The organism is Amycolatopsis roodepoortensis (assembly GCF_014873915.1).
GTDB classification, from domain to species: domain Bacteria; phylum Actinomycetota; class Actinomycetes; order Mycobacteriales; family Pseudonocardiaceae; genus Amycolatopsis; species Amycolatopsis roodepoortensis.
Window position 1 is genome coordinate 334,135 of record NZ_JADBEJ010000008.1, and the last position, 25,163, is coordinate 359,297.

Annotated in this window: 21 protein-coding genes; 15 read left to right on the forward strand and 6 right to left on the reverse strand. The window is 68.5% G+C overall.

Going from position 1 to position 25,163, the window contains the following annotated elements:
- The first annotated feature begins 47 nt into the window (after positions 1-47).
- The 5 genes from H4W30_RS39205 (at position 48) to H4W30_RS39225 (ending at position 6,402) form a co-directional block, all read left to right on the forward strand.
- A complete protein-coding gene (locus H4W30_RS39205; protein WP_192747347.1) occupies positions 48-3,281 on the forward strand; it encodes a penicillin acylase family protein in 3,234 nt (1,077 codons plus the stop codon).
- A 24-nt stretch (positions 3,282-3,305) separates the two neighbouring features.
- The gene (locus H4W30_RS39210; RefSeq protein WP_192747348.1) at positions 3,306-4,346 is read left to right on the forward strand and encodes a trans-sulfuration enzyme family protein; all 1,041 of its coding nucleotides are present in this window, start codon (positions 3,306-3,308) and stop codon (positions 4,344-4,346) included.
- Between the two features lie 9 nt (positions 4,347-4,355).
- A complete protein-coding gene (locus H4W30_RS39215; protein ID WP_126734803.1) occupies positions 4,356-4,688 on the forward strand; it encodes a hypothetical protein in 333 nt (110 codons plus the stop codon).
- Positions 4,689-5,136: 448 nt separating this feature from the next.
- Positions 5,137-5,802, forward strand: a complete 666-nt coding sequence (locus H4W30_RS39220; RefSeq protein WP_192747349.1) for a hypothetical protein — start codon at positions 5,137-5,139, stop codon at positions 5,800-5,802.
- A 3-nt stretch (positions 5,803-5,805) separates the two neighbouring features.
- A complete protein-coding gene (locus H4W30_RS39225) occupies positions 5,806-6,402 on the forward strand; it encodes a class F sortase (protein WP_192747350.1) in 597 nt (198 codons plus the stop codon).
- 71 nt (positions 6,403-6,473) lie between these two features.
- Here the strand turns inward: H4W30_RS39225 and H4W30_RS39230 are convergent, their stop codons facing one another.
- Positions 6,474-7,529, reverse strand: a complete 1,056-nt coding sequence (locus tag H4W30_RS39230) for a patatin-like phospholipase family protein (protein WP_318780756.1) — start codon at positions 7,527-7,529, stop codon at positions 6,474-6,476.
- Between the two features lie 21 nt (positions 7,530-7,550).
- Positions 7,551-8,294, reverse strand: a complete 744-nt coding sequence (locus tag H4W30_RS39235) for a FadR/GntR family transcriptional regulator (protein ID WP_192747351.1) — start codon at positions 8,292-8,294, stop codon at positions 7,551-7,553.
- 60 nt (positions 8,295-8,354) lie between these two features.
- Here H4W30_RS39235 and H4W30_RS39240 point away from each other — a divergent pair, with 60 nt between their 5' ends.
- Genes H4W30_RS39240 through H4W30_RS39275 form a run of 8 tightly spaced genes read left to right on the forward strand, consistent with a single transcriptional unit; the run spans position 8,355 to position 16,665 of the window.
- Complete coding sequence (locus H4W30_RS39240; RefSeq protein WP_192747352.1) at positions 8,355-9,851, forward strand: ABC transporter substrate-binding protein; 1,497 nt, start codon at positions 8,355-8,357, stop codon at positions 9,849-9,851.
- Complete coding sequence (locus H4W30_RS39245) at positions 9,848-10,792, forward strand: ABC transporter permease (RefSeq protein WP_192747353.1); 945 nt, start codon at positions 9,848-9,850, stop codon at positions 10,790-10,792. Before H4W30_RS39240 ends, H4W30_RS39245 begins: the two co-directional genes overlap by 4 nt.
- Positions 10,792-11,604: an ABC transporter permease gene (locus tag H4W30_RS39250; RefSeq protein WP_192747354.1), complete on the forward strand. Its 813-nt coding sequence runs from the start codon at positions 10,792-10,794 to the stop codon at positions 11,602-11,604. The genes H4W30_RS39245 and H4W30_RS39250 overlap by 1 nt, the downstream gene beginning before the upstream one ends.
- Entirely contained in the window at positions 11,601-12,338 is a 738-nt protein-coding gene (locus H4W30_RS39255) for an ABC transporter ATP-binding protein (protein ID WP_192747355.1), read from the forward strand. Before H4W30_RS39250 ends, H4W30_RS39255 begins: the two co-directional genes overlap by 4 nt.
- Positions 12,335-13,105 (forward strand): ABC transporter ATP-binding protein, encoded by a 771-nt coding sequence (locus H4W30_RS39260; RefSeq protein ID WP_192747356.1) that lies wholly within the window; start codon positions 12,335-12,337, stop codon positions 13,103-13,105. The genes H4W30_RS39255 and H4W30_RS39260 overlap by 4 nt, the downstream gene beginning before the upstream one ends.
- Entirely contained in the window at positions 13,098-14,519 is a 1,422-nt protein-coding gene (locus tag H4W30_RS39265) for an aldehyde dehydrogenase family protein (protein WP_192747357.1), read from the forward strand. The genes H4W30_RS39260 and H4W30_RS39265 overlap by 8 nt, the downstream gene beginning before the upstream one ends.
- Positions 14,516-15,274, forward strand: coding sequence for an SDR family NAD(P)-dependent oxidoreductase (locus H4W30_RS39270; RefSeq protein ID WP_192747358.1), 759 nt, complete (start codon positions 14,516-14,518; stop codon positions 15,272-15,274). The genes H4W30_RS39265 and H4W30_RS39270 overlap by 4 nt, the downstream gene beginning before the upstream one ends.
- Before the next feature lie 11 nt (positions 15,275-15,285).
- Positions 15,286-16,665, forward strand: a complete 1,380-nt coding sequence (locus H4W30_RS39275; RefSeq protein ID WP_192747359.1) for an amidase — start codon at positions 15,286-15,288, stop codon at positions 16,663-16,665.
- A gap of 66 nt (positions 16,666-16,731) precedes the next feature.
- On the opposite strand, the gene H4W30_RS39280 is transcribed toward H4W30_RS39275, so the two are convergent.
- From H4W30_RS39280 to H4W30_RS39295, 4 genes are all read right to left on the reverse strand, one after another.
- On the reverse strand, positions 16,732-17,394 hold the full coding sequence (locus H4W30_RS39280; protein ID WP_192747360.1) for a DUF4276 family protein: 663 nt from the start codon (positions 17,392-17,394) through the stop codon (positions 16,732-16,734).
- Positions 17,387-18,514: an AAA family ATPase gene (locus H4W30_RS39285; protein ID WP_192747361.1), complete on the reverse strand. Its 1,128-nt coding sequence runs from the start codon at positions 18,512-18,514 to the stop codon at positions 17,387-17,389. Before H4W30_RS39285 ends, H4W30_RS39280 begins: the two co-directional genes overlap by 8 nt.
- 74 nt (positions 18,515-18,588) lie before the next feature.
- Entirely contained in the window at positions 18,589-19,443 is an 855-nt protein-coding gene (locus H4W30_RS39290; RefSeq protein WP_192747362.1) for an HpcH/HpaI aldolase/citrate lyase family protein, read from the reverse strand.
- Positions 19,443-20,510 (reverse strand): HpcH/HpaI aldolase/citrate lyase family protein, encoded by a 1,068-nt coding sequence (locus tag H4W30_RS39295; RefSeq protein WP_192747363.1) that lies wholly within the window; start codon positions 20,508-20,510, stop codon positions 19,443-19,445. The genes H4W30_RS39290 and H4W30_RS39295 overlap by 1 nt, the downstream gene beginning before the upstream one ends.
- Before the next feature lie 118 nt (positions 20,511-20,628).
- Here H4W30_RS39295 and H4W30_RS39300 point away from each other — a divergent pair, with 118 nt between their 5' ends.
- Both H4W30_RS39300 and H4W30_RS39305 read left to right on the forward strand, forming a co-directional pair.
- On the forward strand, positions 20,629-22,839 hold the full coding sequence (locus tag H4W30_RS39300; protein WP_192747364.1) for a serine/threonine-protein kinase: 2,211 nt from the start codon (positions 20,629-20,631) through the stop codon (positions 22,837-22,839).
- Positions 22,830-25,097 (forward strand): serine/threonine-protein kinase, encoded by a 2,268-nt coding sequence (locus tag H4W30_RS39305; RefSeq protein WP_192747365.1) that lies wholly within the window; start codon positions 22,830-22,832, stop codon positions 25,095-25,097. Before H4W30_RS39300 ends, H4W30_RS39305 begins: the two co-directional genes overlap by 10 nt.
- Positions 25,098-25,163: the final 66 nt, after the last annotated feature.

The window sequence follows — 25,163 nt, forward strand, 5'->3', positions numbered from 1 at the left end:
CCGTGGGTAGTGTGCGCCTCGTCACTCTCCGACGACGGAGGTCTTTCATGCGACGAGGCATACGGGTCTTGACGACGCTGGCGGGGCTGACGCTGGTGGCGGGCACCGTCCCGGCACTCCAGGCGAACGCCGCGGAAGCACCACCCGGCTCGGTGGTGGCGGCCGCGCTCGACGACTACTGCGGCGGCCAGTGCGGTGACATCCTCCCGCCCGGCACCAAGGGGAACGCCACTCTCGCCGAGATCCTGGCGCACAAGGCGTTCGGCACCCGGCCCGCGCATTCGGCCGATCAGCTCGGCAAGTACGCCTCGCTCGCCGACGGCTACAAGACGCTGACCACGGACAAGATCAACCAGTTCTTCAACGACGCCTCGTTCGGGGTGCCGTCCGGGCAGGTCGAGAGCACGATCAAACCGCGTTCGGACGTGACGATCACCCGTGACAAGGCGATCGGCGTGCCCCGGATCGTCGGCACGACGCGGCCGGGCACGATGTACGGCGCCGGATACGCCGCCGCGCAGGACCGCCTGTGGCTGATGGACATCATGCGCCGCGTCGGCCGCGGCCAGCTGACCTCGTTCGCCGGTGGCGCCCAGGGCAACCGCGAACTCGAGCAGAGTTTCTTCGCCTCGGCGCCGTACACCGAACAGGAACTGCAGAAGCAGGTCGACAACGCCGCGGCCAGCGGTCCGCGCGGCGCGCAGGGCAAGGCCGACGCCGAGGCCTACGTCCAAGGTGTCAACAAGTACATCTCCGACGCGCACAGCGGCCGCTACTTCCCCGGCGAATACGTGCTCACCGGGCACGTCGACGCGATCACGAACGCCGGGACCATCGAGCCGTTCAAGCTCACCGACCTCGTCGTCCTCGCCGCCGTCGTCGGAGCGCAGTTCGGCGCAGGCGGTGGCGGCGAGGTGCAGAACGCCATCGCGAAGATGGCGATGCAGGAGAAGTACGGCCTCGAACAAGGCGACAAGGTCTGGCGGAGCCTCCGGTCCGAGGACGACCCCGAGACCGTCAAGACCCTCCACAATGGACAGACTTTCGACTACGGCAAGGCGCCGTCGAATCCGCAGGGCGCCGCGATGCCGGACAAGGGTTCGGTCACCGGGCAGCAGCTGGTCTTCGATCCGACCGGCTCCGCCGGGACGGCGACACCCGCCAAGGTCGACGTCCCCGCGCCCGAGGACCAGAAGGCCGTGCGCGGCATCTTCGACGACGGCGTCCTGCCGGGCAACCTGCTGTCGGAGAAGCACGGCATGTCCAACGCGCTGGTGGTCTCCGGCGCCAAGACCGCGAGCGGTCACCCGGTCGCCGTGTTCGGCCCGCAGGCCGGCTACTTCGCGCCGCAATTGCTGATGTTGCAGGAAATCCAGGGCCCCGGCATCAGCGCTCGCGGCGCCTCGTTCGCGGGGATCAGCATGTACGTGCTGCTCGGCCGCGGCAAGGACTACTCGTGGAGCGCGACGTCGGCGTCGCAGGACATCGTCGACACCTATGCCGTCGAACTGTGCGAGCAGAACGGTTCCGTACCGACCAAGAACTCCAACTTCTACCGGTTCCGCGGCCAGTGCCTGCCGTTCGAGATCGTCGAACGCAAGAACGCCTGGAAGCCCACCGTCGCCGACGGCACGGCGGCAGGTTCGTACACGCTGCGCAGCTTCCGCACCAAGTACGGACCGGTGACGAGCCGGGCGCTGGTCGGCGGCAAGCCGGTGGCGTACGCGTCGCTGCGGTCGACGTTCCTGCACGAGATCGACACGATCATCGGCTTCCAGAAGTTCAACGACCCGGACGCGATCAAATCCGCGCAGGACTTCCAGGCCGCGGCGGCCGACGTCAACCAGACCTACAACTGGTTCTACGCCGACTCCCTTGACGTCGCGTACTTCAACTCGGGCTCGAACCCGGTCCGCGATCCGAACGTCGACCCGGCCATGCCGGTGAAGGGCGACGCCGGATTCGACTGGCAGGGCTGGAACCCCGACGGCAACCTCGCGAACTACACGCCGTCGTCGCAGCATCCGCAGTCGGTCAACCAGGACTACTACATCAGCTGGAACAACGCGCAGGCCAACGGTTACGCGGCCAGCGGCGCGGACAAAAGCTCCGTGCATCGCGGCGATCTGATCGACGCGCGGGTCAAGAAGATGATCTCCAGCGGCACCAAGGTGACGCGGGTGAACCTCACGCAGGCCATGGAGGAGGCCGCGCTCGCCGACCTCCGCGCGGAGAAGGTGCTCCCGGAGCTGTTCAAGGTGATCGACAAGGCGCCGGTGACCGGTCCGGCCGCGGACGCGGTGGCGAAGCTGAAGACGTGGCTCGCCGCGGGCGGCCTGCGCTCGGAGACCTCGCCGGGGAGCAAGGCCTACGCCAACGCCGACGCGATCCGCATCATGGACGCCTGGTGGCCGCTGCTGGTGAACGCCCAGTTCAAACCGGGTATGGGCGATGCCTACGGTGCCATGGTCGGGGTGCTGAAGATCAACGAGTCGCCGTCGGGCTGGCAGAACGAGGTCCCCGGCAAGCACGTCGGACAGGGACACGCCGGTTCGTCGTACCAGTCCGGCTGGTGGGGCTATGTGCACAAGGACATCCGGTCGGTGCTCGGCCAGCCCGTCGCCGGTCCGCTCGCCGTGAAGTACTGCGGTGGCGGTGACGTCACTGCCTGCCGTCAGGTGCTGCTCGACTCGCTGACGCAGGCGGCCGCGCAGCCCGCGAACACCGTGTACCCCGGTGACGGCGACTGCGCCGCGGGCGACCAGTGGTGCGCCGACACGATCATCCACCGCGCGCTCGGCGGCATCACGCAGGACAAGATGAGCACCCAGAACCGGCCGACCTTCCAGCAGGTCGTGGAGTTCCCGGCGAAACGCGGTGACAACATCGCGAACCTCGCCACCGGCCGCTCGGTGAGCGCGACCAGCCACGAGACGGGCTGGTACAACTCGCCGCCGTCCAAGGCCATCGACGTCGACCTGTCGACACGCTGGGCGAGCGACTGGAGCGACAACCAGTCGATCACCGTCGACCTCGGCTCGGTGCAGCGCGTTTCCCGGGTCGTCCTGCACTGGGAGTCCGCGTACGGGAAGGCGTACAAGGTGCAGGTCTCGCCGGACGGGACGAACTGGCGGGAAGTGGCGTCCATAGTGGACGGAGACGGCGGGAAGGACAACGTCGCCTTCGAAACCGTGGACGCCCGTCATGTCCGGATGGCCGGAGTCCAGCGCGGCACGAAGTACGGCTACTCCCTCTACGAATTCGAGGTGTATGCCCACTAGCTGGGCACGGTTTACGGTGGCGGGGTGGACACGAACGACTGGTCACCCCGCACCCTCGCCGTCGCCGCCGGACGTCCGGAGGGCCCCGGCGAACCGCTGAACGTGCCGATCGTCGCGGCGAGCACCTTCGACGCCGGCGCCGACCGCGCGTATTCGCGGGAGGACGGCACCCCGACCTGGGAGGCACTCGAAGCCGCGATCGGCGCGCTGGAAGGCGGGCACGCCACCGCGTTCGCCTCGGGGATCGCGACGCTCAGCGCCGTCGTCGACACCCTGCCCGTCGGCGCGAAGGTCTGCGTCCCGACGTTCTCCTACGCGGGGTCGCGTGGCCTGCTCGCCCACGCGCAGCGCACCGGACGCCTGGTGGTGACCGAGATCGCGCCGGAGGACACGGCCGCTTGGGTCGCCGCCGCGGACGCCGACCTGCTCTGGCTCGAATCGCCGACCAACCCGACGCTCGACGTCATCGACATCGAGACGATCGCCGCCGCCGCGAACGGCCTGGTCGCTGTCGACAACACGTTCGCGACGCCGCTTGGGCAGCGGCCGCTGGACCTCGGCGCCGACATCGTCGTGCACAGCGCGACGAAACTCATCGGAGGGCACAGCGACCTGCTGCTCGGCCTGACCATCGCGGCCGACGAAGGCGTGGCGAAGAGCCTGCGCGACGCGCGCACCAGGCTTGGGTCCACGCCCGGAGCGCTCGAAGCGTGGCTGGCCCTGCGCGGGCTGCGGACGCTCCCGGTCCGCCTCGCCGAGCAGACGCGCACGGCCGCGCTGCTGGCCGCGCGGCTGGTCGACCACCCCGCCATCACGCGGGTGCGTTATCCCGGCTCCGGCACGATGATCGCGTTCGAACTCCCGGACGCCCAGACCGCGGACAAGGTCATCGGTTCGCTGCGGCTGATCCGCGCCGCCACCAGCCTCGGCGGGGTGGAGAGCCTGGTCGAGCGGCGGGCGTGGCTGGCAGGCGACGCCCACGTGCCCGCCGGGCTCGTCCGGTTCAGTGTCGGGCTCGAAGATCCGGAAGATCTCTGGACGGATCTGGCCTCGGCGCTCGGCTAGCTTGAGGACGTGGACGAGACGAAACCGCCCCGGCGGCTCGGTCAGTTGCTGTGGGGCCTGTTCTGGCTCCTGGTGCTCGGCTTCCTCGCGATCGTCGCGGCGGGCCTGCTGGCCGAGCTCGCGGCGTCGTCCTGCCCGGACGACGCGATCTGGGCCTGTACCGCCGAGAACCGGACCTTCGCCACCTTCCTGCCCGCGATCGGGTTCGGTCTCGGGCTCTTGCTGGCGCTGGTGGGCGGTGGCCGGGCGGTACGGAACCGGACGTCGCCGAAGCCCTGGCTATTCGTCGCCGGCCTCCTCGGCGCGGTCTCCCTCGCCGTGGCCCTGTTCCTGGTGTTCTGATCGTGATCTTCGGGTTGTCGGGCACCGGTGTCCGGTCGTAAATGGTCAGGGGTTCACCGAAACGTGGTCCGAAAGTGTGAACCGGTCGGTAGTGCGGGTGCGGAGAGTCTTCGTAAAAGGGAGATCTGGCCAGGGTGAGCGGCGAATCCGGTCGTTCGGCGGCCGGGGAAAAAATACTTCCGCAACGCAACCGTTCCGGCCCTCCGGGTGTTAACATTCGTTCGCCGCCGCGAGATTTTCCCTCTGTTGAGCGACTTTCGGGCCCATGTATCGGGCAAGGACAGTCCAGCGTTACCGGTTTTCCCGGTGGTTCTTGTCACGCCTTATCCGCTACGCCCCTCCGTACTTTTCCGGCAGGATCACGCTGTCACTCGAACGTGGGATTCCTTTCGGGTGGTGGCAGGGTGGGGGTCACCCTGTGTTGCGATTTTTCCACTGGGAGATCATTTTGAAGAAGACGTTGGGCCGCCTCGCGGGCGCGGTGCTGGCCGGCGCCGTCATCTCGCTGGCCGTGACGCCGGTCGCGATGGCGCAGACCGAGACGACCACCACGCCGCCGGCTCCGTCGAGCGAGACCGCGACCTCGACTCCGGCCCCGCCGTCCTACTCGGGCGGCAAGGCGACGACGGCCCCGCCGGACTCGAGCGCCCCGGCCTCGTCGTCCTCGTCGGAGCCGACGCCGACCAGCAGCGGCAAGCCGACTTCCGGCAAGCCGTCGCCGACCTCCACCTCGGAGAAGCCGACCACTTCCACCCCGCCGCTGCCGGAGCTGAACGTCGGCGCCGGATACGTCGAGGGCAAGGAAGGCGCGCTGGCCATCTTCTGCGGTTCGGAGCCCACCGACGTCACCGCGCCGGACTACATCATCACCGACTCGTTCCAGGACGGCGCCGACGCCTTCATCTGGGTCTACGCCATCGAGGCCAAGCCCGGCTTCAACGGCACCACGAGCACCTTCACCTGGACCTGCGACGGCAAGCCGGGCAAGGGTGACATCGAGATCGAGGAGATCGGCGGCGGCGCGACCGCACCGGGCGCCGACAAAAAGAAGAAGCAGGTCAAGCTGAAGCCCAAGGGCGGCATCGAGACCGGTTTCGGCGCCACCGCGGCCTGATCGATGAAGCTTCTGACGCAGGGCGGCCGCCTGGTCGCGGCCGCCCTTGTGCTTTCCCTCGCGCTGACGGGATGCGGCACCGACGAACCGGCCCCGCCCGCCGCGCAGCCGGCGGCGGAATCGGCACCGCCGGTGGTCAAACCGTTCAACGGGGCTCGCCCGACGAACGTGAAGATCCCCAAGATCGGCGCGGAATCGAGCCTGGTCACGGTCGCGATCGGCAAGGACGGCAAGATGTCCGTCCCGTCGGCGAAGAACCCGATGCAGGCCGCCTGGTACCGGTTTTCCCCGGTGCCCGGTGACGTCGGCCCGGCGATCCTGCTCGGTCACGTCGACGGCAACAAGCAGCCGGGCATCTTCTACAAGCTCAACGAGCTGAACCCCGGTGACGAGGTGGTCGTCGACCGCAGCGACGGCAAGAGCCTGAAGTTCGTGGTCGAGAAGAAGGACCAGGTGCCCAAGGACCAGTTCCCCGAGGAAGCGGTCTACGGCAACACGGACAAGCCGCAGCTGCGGCTGATCACCTGTGGCGGTGTCTTCGACCAGGAAGAGCACAGCTACAAGGACAACGTCATCGTCTACGCGAACCTGGTCGCCTGACGAGCGCTTTGAAAGGTCCTTTCCTCGCGGAATACGCGAGGAAAGGACCTTTTTCGCATCCGGGGATCCGCTCAACCCAGGCCGGCGGCCGGGAACGGGAACCCGGCGGGAGAGGCCACTTCGGTGTCGACCCACTTCCGCATCCCCGCGTCACAGGCCGCGTAGCCCCAGTTGATCAACCGCTCCTGCAGCACTTCCGGCAGTTTCGTCAGGCGCGTCGGCGTCTCCGCGAGCTTGTGCGTGAGATCCACCGGCGCCGTCAGCGAATCCTCGAGTTCGAAGTTCTCGAGATCGACGTAGGAACCCCAGTAGGCGCCGCTGAAATCCTTCTCCACATAGGACTTCAGCAGCGCACCCCGCCGCAGCTCGCGCACCTGGTTGTCGATCACGTCGAGCACGCGCAGCAGCTGCCGTCCCCAGTCGCGGGGAACCTTCCGCCTGACCTTCATCCGCTTGCCCGCGTCGCTGACCAGCACCGTCGCGTGCCCTTCGACCGGGTCCAGGCCGAGGTTGTCGTAGACGCCGGCGTCGCTGAGCACGATCTTGCGTTTCCGGTCGTCCGAATGCGGATCCTGGATCACCACGGGCGAAAGCATCGGCGGGAACGCCGAGGACGCGGCCACCGCGGTCGCGAGCGGGATGTTCCCGTGCGGCCCGTCCTGCCGGAAGAACCACCACAGCGCGCCGTCCTGGAGGTTCGTCGCGGTGAAGACGAACTGCGGGCCGCCGGGGTCGATGTCCTTGAGGCAGCAGTCGCCGAACAGGTGTTTCGCGTACACCCGCGCGAGTTCTTCACCGGCGCTCCGCCACGGGATCGCCATGGCCAGCAAGGTGACCGGGATGTCGAGCCGGGTGCGCGCCAGGTTCCTGATCGGCGCGACCACTTCGTCGTAGAAGTTGTCCGCGACACCGTTTCCGAACTTCAGGTCCGGCCAAGCGTGCGCGAGCACACCAGCGGCGATCGAGCCGCCCGAGACGCTGGACACCGTCGAGATCTTCGACAGCCAGCCGAGTTCGTTGAGCCGCCACAGCGCCCCGGTGTGGAACAACATCGCGCGGTAGCCGCCGCCGGACAGGGCGAGACCGACACCTTGGCGCGTCGTTGAAGGTTTCTTGATATCCCCCACCTGAGTGAGTGTAGGGGCGGGTCAAGCGAGCAGGGGCCGCAAGAGGCGACGTTGCTCTTCGGGGACGTACTCGGCGTAGTTGTCGTACAGCGCCTGCTTCGCGAGCTGTGAAGCGCGCTCGCCGTCAGAGTCCTGGATCGCGCCGAGTACCTCTTCGTGGTGTGCCAGCCAGTTGCGCATCAGCGCCGTCCGGTCGTCCGCGTGCTCCAGCTTGTCCTCGATGAGTTCCAGCACGACACCGCGGACGACCTCGCCGCTGATCACCAGCAGTGGATTCCCGGTCGCACGGGCGATGGCCTCGTGGAACGCGACGTCCGCGTGGGAGAACTCGGCGAAACCCTTCGAGACGCCCGCGCGCATCGCTTCCAGCGCCGTGTCGAGCTCGGCGAGATGAGCTTCGGTCCTGAGCTGCGCGGCGAGCAGATGTGCGGAACCGTCGAGGACCATGCGGAACTGCAACAGTTCGGAAAGGCCGATGTGGTCGGCGCGCGCGAGCCGGTGCATCGACCGGTGCAACGCGGCGGGGGAGGCGGCCAGCACCTCGGGCCCGCGCGGATCTCCCGGCCGTGAGCGGATCATTTCCGCTGCTTGCAGTACACGCAGCGCCTCGCGCACGGTCGAGCGGCCGACGTCGAACTGGACCATCAGCTCGCGTTCGCTCGGCAGCCGGTCGCCCGGTTTGATCCGGCCGCTGAACACGGCTTCCTCGATCTGTTCGACGACACGCTGGTATGCGCGGACAGGGGCGACCGGCTCGAATTCCATCTTGACCCTGCCGTCTCGTCTGGTTTACTGGTCAGACCAGTCTACCGGTCAGGGGGCAGGATGAAAGCCCGGATTCACGCGACAGTGGCAGCGTTGTCAGCGCTGCTGGTGGTGTCCGGCTGCTCCGCCGGGTCGAGTGCCACGGTCGCCAAGGATCCCGGCACGCTCGCCATCGGCTACACCGCCGAACCCGCGAACTTCGACTTCACCCGCACCGACGGCGCCGCCATCCCGCAGGCCTTGCTCTACAACGTCTACGAGGGCCTGGTGAAACTCGACGCGGACGCGAAGATCGTGCCGCTGCTCGCCGAATCGTGGACGATCTCGGAAGACCGCAAGACCTACGACTTCAAGCTCCGGAAGGACGCGAAGTTCAGCGACGGGGCGCCGTTCACCGCCGAGGACGTCAAGTTCTCGCTGATGCGCGTGAAGACGGACTGGACCGTGTCGATCAAGTCCACAATGGACGTCGTCGACCGGGTCGACGTCGTGGCGCCGGACCACGCGCGGGTCGTGCTCACGAAACCCAGCAACGGCTGGCTGTTCAGCCTCACCAGCCGGCTCGGCGCGATGTTCAGCCGCACCGGTGTCGCGGATCTGGCGAACAAACCGATCGGCACCGGGCCGTACACGGTTTCCTCGCGCCGGCGCGGCGACTCCATCGTGCTCAAGCAGAATCCCGCGTACTGGGGCCGGAAACCGGCCTACTCGACGGTGGTCCTCAAGTACATCAAGGATCCGACCGCGCTCAACAACGCCTTGCTCAGCAACGGGATCGACGTCATCTCCGCGATCACCGTGCCGGATTCGATCCCGCAGTTCCAGAGCGACGACCGGTTCACCGTCGTCGAAGGCACGACCAACAGCGAGGTCACGCTCGCGTTCAACAACGCGCGCCCACCGCTGAATGACGTCCGCGTGCGGCGGGCGCTGTCGTACGCCATCGACCGGAAGGCCTTGCTGGACACGGCTTGGGGCGGCCGCGGCACGCTCATCGGCAGTATGGTCCCCCCGACGGATCCCTGGTACGAGGACCTTTCGAACGCGTACCCGTTCGATCCCGCGAAGGCGAAAGCGCTGCTCGCCGAAGCGGGACAGCCCAATCCCTCGCTGCGGCTGAGGATTCCCAACCTGCCGTACGCCGTCTCGGCGGCGCAGGTGGTGGCGTCGCAGCTGGCGGACGTCGGGGTCACGGTGACGATCGAGCCGCTGGACTTCCCGGCGGTGTGGCTCAAGCAGGTCTTCACCGACCGCGATTACGACCTCTCGATCATCCAGCACGTCGAGGCGCGCGACATCGTCACGTTCGGCAGGCCGAAGTACTACTGGGGTTACGACAGCAAACCCGTCCAGCAGAACCTGGCGAAGGCCGACGCGGGCACGCCCCAGGAGCAGGTCGACGCGATGCGCCAGGTCGCGCGGCGGCTGTCCAAAGACGCGGCCGCGGACTGGCTGTTCCTGTTCCCCAACGTGATCGTGGCGAAGAACAAGGTGACCGGGTTCGTCCGCAACCAGGTCAGCGAGTCCTTCGATCTCACGGGATTGGCGCCGCGATGACGGTCAAGATCGTGCGCCGCGTGGCGATCCTGGTGGCCAGTGTGCTGGTCGCGTCCATCGTGGTGTTCCTGTTCATGGCCGTGCTGCCGGGTGATCCGGCGCAGGTCGCCCTCGGCGTCAACGCGACGCCGGAGCTGGTCGCGAAGACCCGCGCCGAGTTCGGTATCGACAGGCCGTTGGTGACGCAGTACTTCGACTGGATCGGCGGTGTCCTGCAAGGCGACTTCGGCCGCTCGTACGTCACGCGCGAGGAGATCGGGCCGGCGCTGACCGACCGCCTCGGCGTGACGTTGTGGCTGGTCGGCGCCGGGATGCTGGTGGCGCTGCTGATCGCGATCCCGGCCGGGACGTTCGCCGCGGTGCGGCATCGGAACGCCGACGGCACCGCGGTTTCGGGGTTGTCGCAAATCGGCGTCGCGATCCCCGCGTTCCTCGCCGGCATCATCCTGGTGCAGATCTTCGCGGTGCAGTTGCGCTGGCTGCCCTCCGGCGGCTGGACACCGCCCGTGCAGGATCCGGGCGAATTCCTTCGCGGTCTCGTCCTACCTGCCTTGTCGCTGGGGCTCGTGCAGGGCGCGGTGCTCACGCGCTACGTCCGGTCCGCGGTCCTCGACACGCTGGGCCAGGACTATCTGCGCACGGCGCGGTCCAAGGGGCTGCGGCCGTTCCAAGCGCTGTTCCGCCATGGTCTGCGCAACGCCGCCGTGCCGGTGGTGACGGTGCTCGGCCTGCAACTGTCGACCCTGCTGATCGGCGCCGTCGTCGTCGAGCGCGTGTTCGTCCTGCCGGGGCTGGGCAGCATGCTGCTCGACTCGGTGGCGTCGCGGGATCTGTTGTCCGTGCAGGGGATCGTGCTGGTCCTGGTGGTCGGTGTGCTGCTGGTGAACTTCGTGGTCGACGTCCTCTACACGGTGCTCGACCCGAGATTGCGGGGTTCCTGATGCGTAGCCGCAGTCTCGTCATCGGCGGCGTCCTGGTCGCGTTGATCGTCGTCGCCGCGCTGCTTTCGTTCGTGTGGACGCCGTTCGACCCGGTGAAGGTCGACGCCGCCCATCGCCTGCACGATTTCAGCGGAGCCAATCCGCTGGGCACGGACAGCTTCGGCCGCGACGTGCTGAGCCAGCTCATGGTCGGCGCGCGGACGACGCTGTACGTCGGTGTGGTCGCGGTCGGCATCGCCGCGTTGATCGGAACTCCGCTGGGCATCCTCGCGGGGATGTCGTCGCGGTGGCTCGGCGAGTTCGTCATGCGGGTCAACGATCTCGTGCTCGCGTTCCCCGCGTTGCTGCTGGCGATCATGTTCGGCGCGGTGTTCGGGGCGGACACGCTGACCGCCATGGTGGCGATCGGCATCGCCACCATCCCGTCGTTCGCGCGGATCGCGCGGTCGGGGACGCTGCAGGTGATGAGCAGCGAGTTCGTGCTGGCCGCGCGGTCGGCGGGCCGGTCGCGGCTGAACATCGCGGCGCGGCACGTGCTGCCGAACATCTCCGGGCTGCTGATCGTGCAGGCGTCGGTGTCGTTCGCGATCGCCGTGCTCGCGGAAGCGGCGTTGTCGTTCCTCGGGTTCGGCACGCGGCCGCCGACGCCGTCGTGGGGCCGGATGCTCCAGGAATCCCAGATGTTCCTGACCCTGCACCCGCGGCTCGCGCTCGTGCCCGGCGTCGCGATCGCCATCGCCGTCCTCGGCTTCAACCTGCTCGGTGACGGCCTCCGCGATCGTCTCGACCCCCGATTGGCGGCGCGGCTATGACACTCGAAGTCCAGGGGCTCGGCATCTCCGGGCTGGTCCGCGACGTCTCGTTCGGCATCGCGCGGGGCGAACGCGTCGGATTGATCGGCGAGTCGGGCTCCGGGAAGTCGTTGACAGCGCTGTCGATCATGGGGCTGCTGCCCGAAGAGCTCGCCGCGTCCGGGTCGGTGAAACTCGACGGTCGCGAGCTGCTGGGCGCGCCGGAGAAGGAACTGTCGCGGCTGCGCGGCAACGAGATGTCGATGGTGTTCCAGGAACCGATGACCGCGCTGAACCCGGCGATGCGGGTCGGCGCGCAGGTCGCCGAGCCGATGCGGATCCACCGAAACGGCCGGAAGGATCCCGAGGCCTTGCTGGCTTCCGTGGGGCTGCCCGGCGTCGCTCGCGCGTATCCGCATCAACTGTCCGGCGGGCAGCGGCAACGCGTCGTCCTCGCGATCGCGCTCGCCAACGACCCGAAGCTGCTGATCTGCGACGAGCCGACGACGGCGCTCGACGTCACCGTGCAGGCGCAGATCCTGGAACTGATCCTCGACGGCGTCCGGCAGCGGGAAAGCGCGCTGCTGTTCATCACGCACGATCTCGCCGTCGTGGCGTCGGTCTGTGAGCGGGTGCTGGTGATGCTGGACGGCGAGATCGTCGAAGCCGGCACCACCCGCGAGGTGCTCACCGAGCCGAAGCACGAGTACACGAAGAAGCTGTTGGCCGCTTCGGATCTGGAGGCGAGCCGATGATGATCTCCGTACGGGACCTGGAGCGCCGCTACACGCGCCGCGACGTCCATGCGCTGCGCGGCGTTTCGTTCGACGTCGAAGCCGGCCAGCGGTTCGGGATCGTCGGCGAGTCGGGTTCGGGAAAGTCCACTTTGGTCAGATTGCTGGCCGCGCTGGACAAGCCGACGGCGGGCAGCGTCTCGTTCCAGGGCAAACGGATCGACACGCTGCCGGAGCGCAAACTCGGCTTCCTGCGGTCGGAACTGCAGATCGTCTTCCAGGATCCGATGGGTTCGCTCGATCCGCGGATGCGGGTGCGCGACATCATCTCCGAACCGTTGGGCCGCCGGGATCCCTCGCGGATTTCCGAGCTGCTGAAGGCCGTCGGCCTGCCGGAAGACGCCGCGGGCCGCTATCCGCACCAGTTCTCCGGCGGGCAACGGCAGCGCATCTCGATCGCGCGGGCACTCGCGCCGAATCCGAGCGTCCTCATCGCGGACGAGCCGGTGAGCGCGCTCGACGTCTCGGTGCGGAAGCAGATCCTCGACCTGCTCGCGTCGCTGGTCGAGCTGTACTCGCTGACGCTGATCTTCGTCTCGCACGACCTCGGCGTGGTGCGGCACGTCTGCGACCGGGTCGCGGTGATGCGGCGCGGGGAGATCGTCGAGATCGGTGCCGTCGACCAGGTCTACGACGCGCCGGAACACGAGTACACCAGGGAACTGCTGGCGGCCGCGCCGAATCTGCGGGCCGAGCTGGCGCGGTTGCGGGGAGGGGACGATGGCTGAATACCCGGAGGGGCTGCCGATCGGTGACGGCTGGGTGTCCACTGTGGACACATTGCCGGTGGAGTTCCCTTATGACGGGAGTGAGATCGGCCGGGCGCCGGTCGGGACGCCGGAGCTGGCCACGCGCGCGATCGACGAGGCCGTCGCGGTGTTCAAGCAGGTCGCGGCGCTGCCGTCGCGTACCCGGCGATCGCTGCTGAACGACGTCGCCGCCGCTCTGGAAGCCCGGCGCTCCGACTTCGAGCAGCTTCTGGTGCTCGAAACCGGCAAGCCGCTCGTCGACTGCCGCGTCGAGGTCGCCCGCACGATCGTCACTTGGCAGGCCGCCGCGGAGGAGGTCTCACGGCTGCACGGCGAGACCGTCCCGCTCGATCTGCTGCCGTCCGGCGACGGGCTGGTCGGATTCTGGAAACGCAAGCCGATCGGTGTCGTCGTCGGCATCGCCGGATTCAACTATCCGCTGCTCCTGGCGTCGCACAAGATCGCGCCCGCCATCGCCGCGGGCTGCCCGGTGGTGGTGAAACCCGCGCCGCAGACGCCGCTGGCGACGTTGTGGCTCGTGCATCTGGTGCGCTCGCTGACCGACCTGCCCGCGATGGTCCAGCTGGTCACCGGCGACGCGGCCGTCGGCTCGGCACTGGTCACCGACCGGCGGGTGGGCGCGGTGTCGTTCACCGGGTCCGCGCTGGTCGGGCACCGGATCGCGCGCGACGCCGCACCCACGAAGACATTGCTGGAGCTGGGTTCCAACGCCGCCCTGGTGGTCGCGGAGGACGCGGATCTCGACGCGGCAGCGGACGCCGTGCTGCGCGGTGGGTTCTACGCGTCCGGGCAGGCCTGCATTTCGGTGCAGCGGGTGCTGGTCGTGGACGCGGTCGCCGAGGAATTCACCGAACGGGTGCTCGCGCGGCTCGGCGAGGTCGTCACCGGCGACCCCCGGGACGAGAAGACGCGGGTCTCGGCGCTGATCGACCCGGGGTCGACGAAGCGCGTCCAGGAGTGGGTCGACAAAGCGACTTCGGCCGGTGCGCGGCTGATCGGTGGCGGTGTCGACGGCACGGTGATCCGGCCGACGGTGCTGCTCGACGTGCCCGACGGCCTCGAATGCTGGGACGAGGAGATCTTCGGCCCGGTGGTCTGCGTCCGCACTGTGTCCTCTGTGGACGAAGCGTTCGACGCGGTCAACGCGTCGCGCTATGGGCTGCACGCCTCGGTGTTCAGCACGTCGCTGAAGACGGCGTTCCGCGCGCTCGACGAGCTCGAAGTCGGCGGTGTGGTGGTCAACGAGGTGCCCGGTTTCCGGTCCGACACCATGCCGTACGGCGGCGTGAAGGATTCCGGGATCGGGCGGGAAGGGCCGCGGTTCGCGGTCGAAGAACTGACCGTGACGAGAATGGCGGTGCTGCGCCCGTGAGCTATGAGAACCTGTTCCGGCTCGACGGAAAGCGAGCCGTCGTCCTCGGCGGTGGCAGCGGGATCGGCCGCGAGTCCGCGAAGGCGCTGGCCGCGCACGGCGCCGAGGTGATCGTCGCGGACCGCGATGTCGCCGCGGCCAAGGAAACCGGCGTGGGCGAGGCGTACGAGATCGACCTGCTCTCGGACGGTGCGGCCGCGCGGGCGGCGGCGGAGCTCGGCGAGATCGACATCGTGGTGCTGACCGCCGCGACGAACGTGCGCAAACGGCTGCTGGAATACACGCGTGAGGAATTCGACCGGGTGATCGCGCTGAACCTCGGCGCGACCTTCGAGGTCGTGCGCGCGTTCGGCGCCGGGATGGTCGAGCGTGGGCGGGGGAGCATCATCGGGTTCTCGTCGATCCGCGGCACCACCGTCGAGCCCGGCCAAGGGCCGTACGCGGCGACGAAAGCGGGGCTGGTGCAGCTGTTCCGCACGGCCGCGGCGGAGTTCGGCCCGGCCGGGGTGCGGGTCAACGCGATCGCGCCCGGCGTCGTCGAGACTCCGCTGACGGCGCAGATCAAGGCCAATCCGGGCTGGTACGACGCGTACGCGACCAAAGGCGCGCTCGGCCGATGGGCGCGTCCCGACGAACTCGCGGGCGCCGTCGTCTACCTGGCCTCGGACGCGTCGTCGTTCGTCACCGGCTCCGTGCTGGCGGTGGACGGCGGCTGGACCGCGGTCGACGGCCGCTTCGAACCGCCCGCGACGTAAGGAGGCCCGCTGTGCCGGAGTTGCCTGATCTGACCGCTGTCGAACTGGTCGCGCAGTACCGTGCAGGGACGCTGTCGCCGGTCGAGGTCACCGAAGCCGTCCTCGCGCGTATCGAGGCGCGCGAACCCGAGCTGCACGCGCTCTACGGGTACGACCCGAGCGGCGCACGCGAAGACGCGAAGGCGTCCGAAAGCCGTTGGCACGCGGGCGAACCGCTCGGCCCGATCGACGGCGTTCCGTTGACGCTCAAGGAGAACATCGCGACCCGGGGCACTCCGGTCCCGCTCGGCACGGCCGCCTCCTCGCTGGCACCCGCGCCCGAAGACGCCCCGGCGGGCGCTCGTGTGCGGGAGTCCGGCGGTGTCCTGCTGGGCAAGACGACCATGCCGGACTACGGGATGCTGACGTCCGGTCTGTCGAGTTTCCACACCGCGTCGCGGAATCCTTGGGACACCACGCGTACACCCGGCGGCTCCAGCGCCGGTGCCGGTTCGGCGGCCGCCGCCGGTTACGGCCCGCTGCACGTCGGCACCGACATCGGCGGCTCGATCCGGCTGCCCGCCGGCTGGTGCGGCCTGGTCGGGCTGAAGCCGAGTTTCGGCCGGGTGCCGGTGGATCCGCCGTTCCTGGGCCGCGTCGCCGGGCCGATGACGCGGACCGTGGCCGACACCGCGCTGCTGATGAGCGTGCTGTCCGGTGTGGACGGTCGCGACCACCTCTCGCTGCCGCCATCGTCTCTCGACTGGTCTTCGCTCTCGGCCGAGGTCAAGGGCCTGCGGATCGGACTCCACCTCGACCCGGGCGTGGGGCTGCCGGTACTGCCCGAGACGATCGCCGCCGTCACCGAGGCAGCGCGCGTCTTCGAGGCCGCGGGCGCCGTCGTCGAGTCGGTTTCACCGTTCCTGCGCCGGGAAATGCTCGACGGACTCGACACCTTCTGGCGCGTCCGTGCCTGGTCGGACATGTCGGCGCTGCCCGAGGACCGCCGCGCGAAGGTGCTGCCGTACATCGCCGACTGGGCCGCCGGCGGCGCCGACGTCAGCGGTGTCGACGCCTACCGGGGTTTCGCGCAGATCGACGCCATCGCCGTCGCGACCCTGCGCGCGACCGAACGCTTCGACGTCGTCCTGTCCCCGACCTGCCCGGTCTCGGCCCCGCCCGCCGAGTGGCCCTCGCCGACCAACGACCCGCGCCGCCCGTTCGAGCACATCGCGTTCACCGTGCCGTACAACATGTCCGGCCAGCCCGCGGTCTCCATCAACTGCGGCTACACCAGCGACGACCAGCCCATCGGCCTCCAGATCAGCGGGCGCCGCTTCGCCGACCTCGACGTCCTTCGCGCCGCTGCCGTCTACGAATCCCTTCGGCCCACTCCCCGCCCCTGGCCCTGACCCGCATTTCGTCCTCTGGATGCGGTCCTTGCGTGTGCAACTACCGCATCCAGAGTACGAAATGCGTCAGGCCCTGGCGTCGATCGCGGCCAGCCAAGCGGCGAAGTGTGGGCACTTGGTTTTCAGCCCCTCAATGCCCAGATCGGCGATCGCCAGCGGTCCTTCGAGCGTCTTGACGTAGCCGGGGCAGTATCTGGCCAGGCGTTTCGAAGGCGCGTTCTTCGGGTCGTCGTTGACCAGTTCCGGCCCGCCGGCTTCGGCACAGTCCTGTTCGATCCGCTCGGCGATCGTGGGGTCGTCGCGTAAGAGGGCGAGCTGGTCACCGGCTGCGAACACCCAGGACTCCAGTTCGTGCTGGACGAGGTGAGGCACGAAGCGGTGATCGCCCACTGCTGTCCGCATCGCCTCTTCGACGTGCTCGACCTTGCCGGTGGCGCCGCCTGCCGGACGGGTCGCCATACCCGGCGCGTCCGAAGGGAAGCCGTAGTAGTCGAACAGCGTCGTCAGCACGGCGAGACGTGGGCTGGCGAGCAGTTCCTTGATCTCCCGGTACAGCTTCGGCCACGACGTGACCCCGCCGCGGTAGGTCACCGACGAGGTCTGCGTGCGGACCGTCGAATAGGTGACGAACCAGCCGTGCCGCTGGAGATGGCCGGACAGCAGGTCCCGGACGACGGTCGCTTCCGTCTGGCCTTCCACCAGCAGATGAAGGCGCTTCGGTTCAGGCATCGAGAACGCTGCCCAACGATCCCGGCTGCCCGCCGATGATGTTCTTCTCCCAAAGCTCGCCGAGTGAGTATTCGTCGAGCCAGTTTTCCAGCGCGGCCTTGTTGGGCCGGGTGAAGACCGAATCGCCGTTCCGCTGCTCGACGACGATCAGGTCTTCGGCGGAGAACTGGTTCATCAAGGTCACCGACTGGGTCGCGATCAAGACCTGACTGCGTGTGGAAGCCACCCGGAGCATGTCCGCGAGCTGGACGATCGCGAACGGGTGCAGACCGAGCTCCGGTTCGTCGAGCACGACGAGCGCGGGAATTTCCGGCTGAAGCAACAACGTGACCAGGCAGACGAAACGCAGGGTTCCGTCGGACATCTGGTTCGCCGAAAACACGGTTTCGGAGTTCTGCCGCTGCCAGCGAAGCAAAACGCGGTCGGTGCTGTCCGGCTGGAGAACGAAGTCGCGGAAGAACGGGGCGACCAGCCGGATCGCGCCGACGATCCGGCGATAAGCGACCTTGTCCGCCCGGTCTTCGCTGTCCCGGAGCCGCAGCAGGACGGCGGCGATGTTGCCCGCGTCCGCGCGCAGAGCCAGGTTGTCCGCGGTCGGGGAAAGGCGCTTCACCGGAGCATCGACGCTCGTGTCATGGAAGTGATAGACGCGGCAGCCTTGAAGCAACTCGATGATGTGCGACGCCACCGAATTACTTCCGCGCTCTTCGACGACGTCGTTGAGGCGGCTTTCCCGGTGCCCTCGTCCGATGGATTTCGTCCAGGGCTGTTCATGGCCGGGACCGTGATACGAGATGACTTCTTCGTCGAAGATCAGTTCTTCGCCTGGCGCCGCCGCCAAATGGGCCTGGTAGCTGTTGGGTGGCGCCTCCAGTTTGAGGCTGATCCGCAGGGTGTCCGCGGCGTCGTTGATCAACGCCGACGCGCCGCCGTTGCGTCCCACGAACAGGTTCAGCAGGTCTTCGCTGATCCTGCCCAAGAGCTCGAAGGCGTGGACGAAGTTGCTCTTGCCCGCGCCGTTCGCGCCGATGAGCACGTTCATCGCGCCCAGTTCGACGCGCGCCGAACGGATCGAGGTGAACCCCTCGATCTCGATCGACGTCAGCCGCTGTCGGGTCATGGGCACAGCTTAGGCAATCGTCCGAAAAAGTTGACGTTGCACGCGCAAGCACCGCATTCAGAGGACGAAATGCGTCAGGAGCCGATCGCTTCGGCCAGCGCCAGGATCCGCCGCGCGTTCTCCACGTGCAGGTTCTCGATCATCCGCCCGTCCACGGTCACGACGCCCTGCCCGGCCGCCTTCGCCTCCTCGAACGCCGAGATGATCTTGCGCGAGCGCGTGATCTCCTCCTCGGACGGCGCGAAGATCCGGTTGCACGGCTCCAGTTGCGACGGGTGGATCAGCGTCTTGCCGTCGAAGCCGAACTGGCGTCCCTGCACGCATTCGGCCTCGAAGCCTTCGAGGTCCTTCACGTCGTTGTAGACGCCGTCGAGGATCGCCTTGCCGGTCGCCCGCGCGGCCAGCAGCGCGAGCGAAAGCCCGCCCAGCAGTGGCGCGCGGCCGGGGACGAACTCGGCGTGCAGCTCCTTCGCCAGGTCGTTCGTGCCCATGACCAGCACGGTCAGCCGTTCGGACGCCGACGCGATCTCCTCGGCGTGCAGCATCGCGACCGGCGTTTCCACCATCGCCCAGATCTTCGTGTGATCCGGTGCGCCGCCGAGCTCCAGCGCGCGCTCGATGTTGTGCACCTCGGCGGCGGAGTTCACCTTCGGCACCACGATCGCGTCCGGGCCCGCCTGCGCGGCGGCACGGAGGTCGGCGTCGTGCCATTCGGTGTCGAGGCCGTTGACGCGAATGGTCACTTCGCGTTTGCCGTACTCCTTCGACGACGCGGCCGCGCAAACGCGTTCACGTGCGGCTTCCTTCGCGTCGGGCGCGACGGCGTCTTCGAGGTCGAGGATCAGCCCGTCCGCGTCCAGCGTCTTGGCTTTTTCCAGCGCTCTTTCGTTCGCGCCGGGCATGTAGAGGACGGAACGTCGCGGGTTCATCAGGAAGCCTCCTTCGTGGCGGCGTCGTACGCGGCGGCGAGTTCAGGATCGTCGGCGGCGAGGGCGTCCGCGAGTTCGGCGACCACCCGGCACTGCTTCACCGAGGCGTCGTCCTGCATCTTCCCGTCGATCATCACCGCACCGGTGCCGTCACCCATCTCAGCGATCACGCGCCGTGCCCAGGCGACATCCTCCGGCGAGGGCGAGAACACCTTCTTGGCGATGTCGATCTGCACCGGGTGCAGGCTCCACGCGCCCACGCAGCCGAGCAGGAACGCGTTGCGGAACTGGTCCTCGCAGGCCACGAAGTCGCGGATGTCGCCGAACGGCCCGTAGTACGGCAGGATCCCGTTCGCCGCGCAGGCGTCCACCATCCGCGCGACGGTGTAGTGCCACAGATCCTGCTGGTACGTCGTGCGTCCCTCGTTCAGGTCTTCGCCGGTCGGGTCCGTGCGCACCAGGTAACCGGGGTGTCCGCCACCCACCCGGGTGGTCTTCATCCGGCGGCTGGCGGCCAGGTCGGCCGGGCCGAGCGAGATGCCCTGCATCCGGGGGCTCGCGCCCGCGATCTCCTCGACGTTCGCGACGCCGCTGGCGGTCTCCAGGATCGCGTGCACCAGCAGCGGCTTCGTGAGCCCGGCCCGCGCTTCGAGCTGGGCGAGTAGCCGGTCGACGTAGTGGATGTCCTGCGCGCCTTCGACCTTCGGCACCATGATCACGTCGAGTTTGTCGCCGATCTCGGTGACCAGCGTGATCAGGTCGTCGAGCACCCACGGCGAGTCGAGGCTGTTGACGCGGGTCCACAGCTGCGTCTTGCCGAAGTCGGTCGACTTCGCGATGGAGACGAGCCCGTTCCGCGCGGCCTCCTTGCGGTCGGCGCGCACGGCGTCTTCGAGGTTCCCGAGCAGGACGTCGACCTTCTTGGCGATGTCCGGGACCTTGGCGGCCATCTTCTCGTTGCTGGGATCGAAGAAGTGGATCATCCGCGAAGGAGGCACGGGGATCTGGCGGAGCGGTTCCGGCGCCCCCACCGCGAGCGGGGCGAAGAAATCCTTCGGCGAACGCATCGTTCCTCCATCGCAACGGGCTAAGTGACCGACGAGTAACCCTAAACCCGGAAGGCGGGGAACCGCTGCGGCGCAGCTCACCTCCAAGGGGACACGATCGGGAATCGCGGAGGATTCTGTGGACGACTGGGCCTTGCCGGGTTTCACCGAGATGGGGTCACTGGGCGAAGGTGGATTCGGCCGGGTCGTGCTGGCCCGCCACGACGAATCCGCGCAGGTCGTGGCCATCAAATACCTGTACGCGAGGTTCGCGGCAGACCCGCGGCGGCTGGCGGAATTCCGCCATGAGGCGCAGATCCTGAGCCGCGTTTCGGGGCCCCACATCGCCCGGCTGCACCAGTTCGTCGAGACCCCGCAAGGGGCCGCGATCATCATGGAAGCCGTTCACGGAATCTCCCTGAAAGAGATACTCGGCCGCCAGGAGAAGCTCGAACCCGAAGCCGCGCTGGCCATCCTCAAGGGCTCGCTGCTCGGACTCGCCGGCGCGCACGCCGCGGGCACCGTCCATCGCGACTACAAACCGGCGAACGTCCTGGTCACCCGGGAGGGGCAGAGCAAGCTCGTCGACTTCGGCATCGCCGTGCTCGCCGGGCAGACCGGGGTCGCCGCGGGCACGCCCGCCTACATGGCGCCCGAGCAGTGGGCGGGCGGCGTCGCCACACCCGCGACCGACGTCTACGCCGCGACCTGCGTGTTCTTCCAGTGCGTCGCCGGGCACCGGCCGTACGAGGCCGAGCAGGTCGAAGTGCTCCGCACGCTGCACGAATACGCCCCGATCCCGTTCGGCGAGGTGCCCGAACCGGTCCGCGACCTCATCGCGCGCGGCATGGCGAAGGACGTCGCCCAGCGGCCGTCGGGCGCGGCCGAGTTCGTCACCGAACTGGAGGCGTCCGCCAGGAAGGCGTACGGCGAGGACTGGGAGCGCAACGGCTGGCACTGGCTCGCCAAAGGCGCCGGGGTCCTGGTCGCCCTCTCCCCGCTGGCCCTGCTCGGCGCGGGAACCGCGGCCGCACCGGTCATCGCGGGCGGCGGGGTCGCGGCCACCGCCGGCGGCGGGATCGCGCTCGGCCTCAAGATCACCGCCGCGGTCGCCGCCGCCACCGCGGTCGCCGTCGGGACGGTCGTGGTGGTCGACACGAACAGTGAAGACGAAGCGCCGCCACGGACGGCGACCGTCGCCGCGATGAAGGTCGACCTCCTCACCCGCACCGAGAAGCTCGACGGCTTCGACTTCAACGGGAAGTACGTCCGCATCAGCGGGCTGAAGGACAAGGCGGTCGAGGAGCGGGTCAACAAGGCGCTGATGGCGCCGATCGACGGGTGGCTCACCAGCGTCTGGCCGCCGGGGAGCCCGCCGGAAAAGGAGCCGGACGGCGACATCCCGCATATGTCCACCACCGCCGAGGTCCTGCGCCAGGACGACAAGCTGATCTCGGTCGTCTACGAACGTTCGGTCGAGACTGTCCAGCTCGGGAACCGCGGCGCCTACGCCGTCCGGACCCTCGTGATCGACCTGTCCGACGGCGACGTGATCCCGACCGCGGGCCTGTTCGACAACGTCGACGGCAACGCCGAGCGGATGCGGATGGTGGAAGACCGGCTGTACGCCTCGGCCAAACCGGGCGAGTGCCTCGCCACGCCGCCGTCGGAACCGGAGCACCTTCCCGCGGGAGCGATGTCGGACCGGTACACCCAGGACGGGGCGATCGTGCAGGCGGCGCCCGCGGCGAACGGGATGGAGTTCCGCGTCGCCGCCTTCGCGCTCGGCTACCCGATGGTCTGCAATCCGACGACCGTCACCGTGCCCTACGAACGGCTGCGCGGCCTGCTGAGTCCCGCGGTCACGCATCTGCTCGGCGGCACGCAGGGACAAGGCACCAAGGTGCACGACGTCGGCGCTTTCACCATCACCACACCGGAAAACTGGCGACTGCTCTCCGGCGAACCCATCGAGCGCTACCTGGTGACCGCCGACCAGTGCACCCAGCCGTTCCGCTGCGCGGGCGTCGTCTTCAGCGACAACTCGCGGACCGACCCGGCCACGCCGCCGTATGAAGCGGGCAAGCCCTACAACCGCTCGACCGGCTCGCGTCCGTGCCACTCCATCGGCGCACCCGGCGAGACCCAGGGGACGCCCACCCTCCAGATGAAGGAACTTCGCCCGGTCGGGACGAAGCGGGCCGCCTACGAAGAGTGGCGGATCACGTGTTCCGGCAGCGGTACGGTCACCCAGCGGGTCTGGTTCCTGCCGAAAACGCAGCTCGTGATCGTCGACGAATGGAACACTCCAGGCCTCGACAAGATTCTGGAAGAGGCCCGATGGAACTGACCGACGAGTGGAGACTGCCCGGCTTCACCGAGCTGGAGCAGCTGGGCACCGGCACCTTCGGCCGAGTGGTGCTCGCCCGCCAGGACAACACCGGCCACGTCGTCGCGATCAAGTACCTCTTCTCCCGCTTCGCCGCGGACCCCGCGCATCTGGCCGCTTTCCGGCAGGAAGCGCTGGCGCTGCACCGGGTGTCGAGCCCGCACGTCGTGAAGCTGCACGAGTTCTTCGAGACGCCGCAGGGCGCGGCGATCGTCATGGAGGCGATCAACGGCGTCTCCCTGCGTTCGGTGCTCCAGGCCGAAGGCGCTCTCGAACCCGAGGCCGCCCTCGCGGTACTGAAGGGTTCGCTGCTCGGGCTGGCCGCGGCGCATTCCGCGAGCGTCGTCCATCGGGACTACAAACCGGCCAACGTCCTCGTCGCCGACACCGGCGAGAGCAAGCTGGTCGACTTCGGCACCGCCGTCCTGGCGGGGGAACGCGGCCCGTCCGTCGGCACGCCCGCGTACATGGCGCCCGAGCAGTGGTCGGGCGGACAGGCCACCCCCGCGACCGACGTCTACGCCGCGACCTGTGTGTTCTTCCAATGCGTCGCCGGGCACCGGCCCTATCAGGCCGACGACACCGAAGTGCTCCGCACGCTGCACGAACACGCGCCCATCCCGTTCGGCGAAGTCCCCCAGCCGGTGCACGAGATCGTCGCACTGGGGATGGCGAAGGATCCCTCGAAACGACCGGTCGACGCGCTCGTGTTCGTCAGCGAACTGGAACGCGTCGCCCGTGCGGGTTACGGCGACGAATGGGAACGCAAGGGCTGGTCACGGCTCGCGAAGGCGGCGGGCGTGCTCGCCGCGGCGACGCCGTTGGTCCTGCTCAGCGCCGGTACGGCGGCCGCGCCCGGGGTCGCCGCCGCCGGGACGGGCGCGGCGGCCGCGTCGACCGGCGGGATCGCGGCCAGCCTGAAGGTCGCCATCGGTGTCGTCGCGGCGACGGCCGCCGTGGTCGGCTCGGTGGTCGTCTTCTCCGACGCGAGCACGCCGCCGCCGTCACCGCCGACCACGCAGCAGGCCGTCGCGCTCAAGGTCGCCATGAAGACCCGGTCCGGGACCGTGCCCGGGACGACCCTCCCCTACAGCGGGGACCACCCCGAGGTGACCGGTTCGCCCGACCAAGCCTGGCTGAAGCGCGTCAACGACGCCCTGACGGCGCCGATCGACGAGTGGAACCGCAAAACCGGCCCGGGCGCCGCCAAGCTGGAGCCCGAACGCGGCCCGTACAAGCTCCTCACGAAGGCCGAAGTGCGCTCGCAGAACGAGCGGTACCTCTCGGTGCGCTACACGCACGACCTCGAGAACAAACCGCATTCGACCTGGGGAAACGGTCGCGCCGCGGTGACCATCGACCTGAAGGAGGGCAAGGCGCTCACGCCCGCCGAACTGTTCGCCCCCGGAAAGTTCACCGACGACGGACTGCGGACACTCGCCGAGCTGCTCTGGCCGGACAAACAGCAGTGCGGTGCGCTCAGCAGCACCTTTCCGTACCGGCCGCTCAAGACCGCCGACCTCGCCGAGGAGCCGAAGGTGTGGCTCGCGTTCGCCCCGTCGGCCGTCGAGGTCACCGTCGACCTCAACCTTCTCGGCTTCGCCACCGCTTGCGGAGTGCAGGACTACACGCTGCCGTTCGACAAGCTGACCGGCCTGCTGAACCCGGAGCTCGTCGAGGGCGTGACCGGTGGAAAACCGCTGAAGGGAACTTCGTCCGCCCCGTCGGCGCCGAGCGGTAGCGATGTGTCGGCGGGCGCACTCACCCTGCATCTGCCGCAGGACTGGTCCGTGGTGTCGCAGGGGCTGGAGAAGGTGCTCGTCGCTCCGGGCTGCCCGGATCCCAAGAAGTACTTCAACTGCAAGTACGTCCTCCTCACGGACAACAGCCTGCAATCCGCCGAGCAGCCGCCGTATCGGCCCGGTGAGTTCTATCGGCGAAGCGCGGGCGGCCGGGCCTGCAACGCCGCCGGACGAAAGGACCTCCGCCAAGAGGGTGACGCCGTCCGCACGGTTTCCACCACCGCACCGGTGAGCGGGACGACGGCGACCTACGAGGAGTGGACGATCCAGTGTGTTCCTCGTGGACAGACGGGCGGAAGCGGCGAGACACAGGTGACCCAGCGGATCTGGTTCGTTGCGGACAGGCAAATCGTGGTGATGGACGAATGGCGGACGCCGGGGGTCGAAGAACTCCTCCGCACCGCGACGATTTCGTGACCTGACCTGCGAAGGTCCAAAGTGGAATGAGTATTCGCTGGGCCGAATGGCCTAACGTCGTGGTTC